We start from the raw sequence: 4,573 nt of genomic DNA on the forward strand, positions 1-4,573 counted from the left end.
CCGTCCCGGGGCAGCAGCCTGGCCTGAAGATCGGCTACCATGTCCATCTCCGCGGAAATGACGGAATAGGCCTTGCGCAGCTCTTCCAGGATGAACACCTGCCTCTTGGCCACCCTGACCCTGGCCTGAAGCTCCTCCCGGACAAAGGGCTTGAGTACAAAATCGTTGGCCCCCTGGTTCAGGGCCTCCACCTTGACCTCTGTGGACTCCTCGCCGGTGAGCACCAGGATAAAGACATCCCGGTCCACTGAGGTATTGCGGATATGCCGGATCACTTCCAGACCGTCCATAACCGGCATATGGATGTCCAGCAGTACTATGTCCGGGGCAAAGGAGGCAAATTTGTCCACAGCCTCTTCCCCGTCGCAGCTCTCCTCTATCTCGAATTCATCACCCAGCAGACGTATGAGAAACTTCCGGTTGATGCTGGAGTCCTCGGCAATTAGAAGCTTTACTTTTTTCATCAGTCCCGAAAATTATCTATTCAAAATCCCGGCTGTCCAGCATAATGGTCACCGGTCCCCAGTTGCAAAGCTCCACGTCCATGTCCGCCCCGAAAAAACCTGCATAGACCCTGTCCCATGACTGCTCCACCCGGCTTACAAAAGATCCGAAAAGCTCCTGGGCTTTGTCCCCGGGCATGGAATCGGAAAACCCGGGCCTTCGCCCTTTGCGGCAGTCTGCATACAGGGTGAACTGCGGCACCAGCAGCAGATCCCCCTGGATATCCGCCAGGCTGAGGTTCATGCGCTGGTTTTCATCGGGAAATATCCTCAGGTTGAGTATTTTTCCGACCATGGTCTCCCAGGCCCTGGTCCCGGGCAATCCGGCATCCTCGCGAAAAAAACCCACAAGCCCGGTCAGGCCCCTGTCAACCCTTACCTCTCTTGGCTCTTGGTCCACCACAGTCTTGACCCCGGCCCATTTTGTCCGCTGCAGAAGTACTCTCATAAAATATCAAACATTCTCACAGGAAGCCAGAAAACACGTTTCTTTGTCGCCGCTGCTTTTTTTCACCCTGTACATGGCCTTGTCCGCCAGGCGCATAAGATCTTCAGCACTTTCGGCATCATCCGGGTAAAGGCTGATGCCCATACTGACCCCCAGCTGATGTTCCCCGGAAGGCAGAATATATGGCCGGGAAAGCTGCCAGGCAACCTTGCGGGCAACCTGCTTGGCATCTTCCAGCTTTCCTGTGTCTGTAAGCAGGATGACAAACTCATCCCCGCCGAAGCGGGCAACCGTATCAGAGGCCCTGACCAATTCTTTCAAACGCCGGGAGACCAGAGTCAACACCTCGTCTCCTGTGCTGTGCCCATAATTGTCGTTAATGGCCTTGAATCCGTCCAGATCCAGAAACAAAAGCGCCACCCTGTTTCCCGTTCTTTTGGCTGCGGCGATGGCCATTTCCATGCGGTCCTGAAGAAGGTTCCTGTTGGGCAGGCCGGTGAGTCCGTCATGCATGGCCATGTGCTCAATGCGCTCCTGCATCCGGCGCTGCTCGGTTATGTCTATCCCCGTGCCCAGCACATAGTCCGGGTTGCCCTCCTCATCGTTTATAATACAGTTGGACCAGGCTATAAGCCTTTTTTCTCCTGCCCTGGTCAACCAGTAATTCTCAAAGTGATGGGGCAGGTTTGCAAAATCAGGGCTGAAAAAAGACCTGACTGTTTCTGCTTCTTCAGGGGGAATGAGCCTTTTGAAAATCTCTTTCCCCTGCAGATCCTGGAAAGAATACCCTGACAGTCTTTCGCAGGCCCTGTTGAAATGTATAATTCTGCCTTCATTGTCCAGCAGCACCACCAGGGAATCCACAGTATCCAGGAGCTTGGATACAAAGGCCTTCTCCCGGCGCAGGCGCTGTTCTATTTCCCGGCGCTTCTTGAGCTCTTCCACGACCTGGTCGCGGACTTTCCTGTGCTCAGAGATCCTCTGGTTCAGTTCGGTTACATCCTGGATGGTCACTAAGGCCAGTCTGGTCCATTGGGAGCTTTCCTGTACCCTGATGGAGGCGATGGTAGTGTTTTGAAGCCTTTTGTCTCCATCCCGGTTGGTGATGGGGATAAACCAGCCGTGCAGGTGCGAGGAAAAAACAGCAGGCGGCCCCCCATCCAGTACTGCCTGGATCCTGGGCTCAAACCGGGGCTGCTTGAGTTCAGGATACATATCCGGGAGCCGCCGGCCAATAACAGTTCTGGCATCATGTTCAGTCCATTCCTGCATGATCCTGTTCCAGAACTGGATACGCATATCCTGGTCCAGAATAAAAATACCCAGGGGAAGCTGGTTTAATATCCAGAATCTATCCTGAATTTCATGAAAAATCATACAGGATCCAAAGGATTGCAAGGTGAATCATCGGCCCGGCTGGGGACAGGAAAGGCTGGATTTGAAAGCAACAGAGTCATTCTCCGGCCTGCTTTTTGACAAGCATGTCCAGCATACTGGAAAGCTCGGTCATGGAGTTGATGCCGAAAAGCAGAAGAATGTCACCGGCGATGGAGTGCTCTCTGACTTTGAAATGGGCCTTGGCCAGAATTATGGAGTGTCCTTCACCGCCTTCCTGCTGCAGGAGGTCATGCACGCTGGTCTCAAACATGAAATCCGGGAGTGAATACTCCAGGTCCATGCTTAGAATGTTGGCAAAATTGCCCAGGACGCTGTTGAGCACAATATTGCCGATCTCGGTCAGGGCCTCGCTGCGAATGGAGTCCAGGTCCGTATCCCCGGGCTCTTCCTGCACCAACAATGTGACCAGGTTCAGGGCGCTTTCAGGAGGGAATAACAGGGCCGCCTTCCCTGGAACCGGACCTGAAAACCTTAAAATAACAGTGGCCAGGGAGGATTTATCTAAGGGGGCAAGCTCCTGCTGAACGTCCTCCGGCTCCAGGACCTTGATTTCAGGAACACTTAGTTCCACGTGCATGGCCAGCATGGAGTTCAGGGCATTGCCCGCCTGTCCCACGCCGATATTTATGATTTCAGTCAGGGCATCCCTGTGCAGATCATTTAACATAAGCCTGGGTCCTTATCTGGAACCGAGGTGATTATTAAGCACCTCGAACATTTTTTCATCATTCACCGGCTTGTTCACCAGCTCCACCACCCCGTGCTCCTGACATTTCTGCCTGGTGGTCTCCTGTACGTCAGCGGTGACAACCACTACAGGGGTTTTGACATGTTTACTCTCCAGCACCTGCAGCACCTGGAAGCCGTTGATATCCGGCATAAGCAGGTCCAGCAGGATCAGGTCCGGCTGCATTTCATCTATCTTGCGCAGGCCTTCCCGGCCCGAAGCCGCTTCCACGGCTTCATGACCGGACTGCTGCACAATTCTTTTCAGTATGGTTCTTTGAAAGACCGAGTCCTCTACTATCAATACCCTGGCCATGTTTTCTCCTTAGCTGTCCTTGTAGCAATGGCTTTCATCGGGAAATTCACCGTTTTGAACCTCCCTGCGGTAACGCTCCACCGCCTCGGAAATAACTCCGGCCAGATCGGCGTATTTCTTTACAAACCGAGGTCCCGGGCCGGTGCTCATCCCCAGCAGATCATTTATCACCAGAACCTGACCGTCGCATTCCAGTCCGGCCCCTATGCCGATGGTGGGAATATTCAGGCTTGAAGTTATTCTGGAAGCCAGTCCCGGCGGCACCGCCTCCAGTACCAGGCTGAAGCAGCCGGCTTCCTCCAGCTTGCGCGCCTCCTGCACTATTTTTTCCCCGGCCTCGCCCCGGCCCTGCACCTTGAAGCCTCCAAAGTGGGCAATGCTCTGCGGCGTAAGCCCCAGGTGGCCCATGACCGGTATCCCGGCTTTGACCATGCCCTGGATCTGAGGCAGAATGCTGTCTCCGCCTTCCACTTTCACCGCTCCGGCCCGGCCTTCTTTGAGCATGCGGCCGGCATTGATCACCGCTTCTTCCACACTCACCTGGTAGGACATAAAAGGTAGGTCGGCCACTATCAGTGAATTACCGGCAACCCTGGTCACAGCCCTGGTGTGGTGCAGCATTTCATCCATGGTCACGGAAAGGGTATCCTCATGCCCCAGCACCACCATGGCCAGAGAATCCCCCACCAGAATCATGTCGATCCCGCCCTGATCCACGAACCTGGCCATGGCACTTTCATAGGCGGTAAGCATGGTCAGCTTTCTTTGTCCCTTGGCCTTTATAACTTCCGGCACCGTCATCCTTGGCATAATTTCATCCATTTTTTTACAGGGTTATTAGGTAGCTCCCCGACTGCAGGCATAGCCAGGGGTCAATTTCCAACGGGTCTGCACTTTGCGCATTTGCATTTGCACTTTTTTTCCGGCCTCCGGCAATTTCTTTTTGAACCTATTAAGTGCCGCCTGTCAAGAGATGGCCAAATTGACATGCAGGGCACAAGCATTTAAAAGGCAGCGTAAGCATGGAGAAAAGAATATGTATGATCTACTCAAGGAAGAACCGGGAAAGGACTTCAGTCCGGATGCTGCTTCCCTGGAAGAAACCCGTGAGTTCCAGAGCAGGCCCAACCTGCTGTGCTCCGGGTGCCTGAGCAGGATAACCAGCCAGGATGCGGGCATCAG

Annotated in this window: 6 protein-coding genes; all 6 read right to left on the minus strand. The window is 53.9% G+C overall.

Annotated features, from left to right (window positions below; all coding sequences use genetic code 11):
- On the minus strand, nucleotides 1–464 hold a 464-nt coding region (locus tag D5S03_RS02420; protein ID WP_287042581.1), incomplete at its 3' end, for a response regulator.
- A 16-nt stretch (nucleotides 465–480) separates the two neighbouring features.
- Entirely contained in the window at nucleotides 481–951 is a 471-nt protein-coding gene (dtd, locus tag D5S03_RS02425) for a D-aminoacyl-tRNA deacylase (protein WP_008870652.1), read from the minus strand.
- Nucleotides 952–957: 6 nt separating this feature from the next.
- The gene (locus tag D5S03_RS02430; RefSeq protein ID WP_287042582.1) at nucleotides 958–2,328 is read right to left on the minus strand and encodes a sensor domain-containing protein; all 1,371 of its coding nucleotides are present in this window, start codon (nucleotides 2,326–2,328) and stop codon (nucleotides 958–960) included.
- 76 nt (nucleotides 2,329–2,404) lie between these two features.
- Nucleotides 2,405–3,016 carry a chemotaxis protein CheX gene (locus D5S03_RS02435; RefSeq protein ID WP_008870654.1) on the minus strand — a complete coding sequence of 204 codons (612 nt, stop codon included), beginning with the start codon at nucleotides 3,014–3,016 and terminating at the stop codon, nucleotides 2,405–2,407.
- A gap of 12 nt (nucleotides 3,017–3,028) precedes the next feature.
- Nucleotides 3,029–3,391, minus strand: a complete 363-nt coding sequence (locus D5S03_RS02440) for a response regulator (protein ID WP_287042583.1) — start codon at nucleotides 3,389–3,391, stop codon at nucleotides 3,029–3,031.
- Nucleotides 3,392–3,400: 9 nt separating this feature from the next.
- Nucleotides 3,401–4,201, minus strand: coding sequence for a 3-methyl-2-oxobutanoate hydroxymethyltransferase (gene panB / locus D5S03_RS02445; protein ID WP_287042584.1), 801 nt, complete (start codon nucleotides 4,199–4,201; stop codon nucleotides 3,401–3,403).
- Nucleotides 4,202–4,573: the final 372 nt, after the last annotated feature.

It is taken from the genome of Desulfonatronospira sp. MSAO_Bac3, assembly GCF_003838035.1.
GTDB lineage: Bacteria > Desulfobacterota > Desulfovibrionia > Desulfovibrionales > Desulfonatronovibrionaceae > Desulfonatronospira > Desulfonatronospira thiodismutans.

Bases quoted from the DNA above. Each gene is read 5' to 3' on its own strand.
- D5S03_RS02440 (WP_287042583.1), bottom strand. From the start codon at position 3,391: ATGGCCAGGGTATTGATAGTAGAGGACTCGGTCTTTCAAAGAACCATA.
- panB (WP_287042584.1), bottom strand. From the start codon at position 4,201: ATGCCAAGGATGACGGTGCCGGAAGTTATAAAGGCCAAGGGACAAAGA.
- dtd (WP_008870652.1), bottom strand. From the start codon at position 951: ATGAGAGTACTTCTGCAGCGGACAAAATGGGCCGGGGTCAAGACTGTG.
- D5S03_RS02435 (WP_008870654.1), bottom strand. From the start codon at position 3,016: ATGTTAAATGATCTGCACAGGGATGCCCTGACTGAAATCATAAATATC.
- D5S03_RS02430 (WP_287042582.1), bottom strand. From the start codon at position 2,328: ATGATTTTTCATGAAATTCAGGATAGATTCTGGATATTAAACCAGCTT.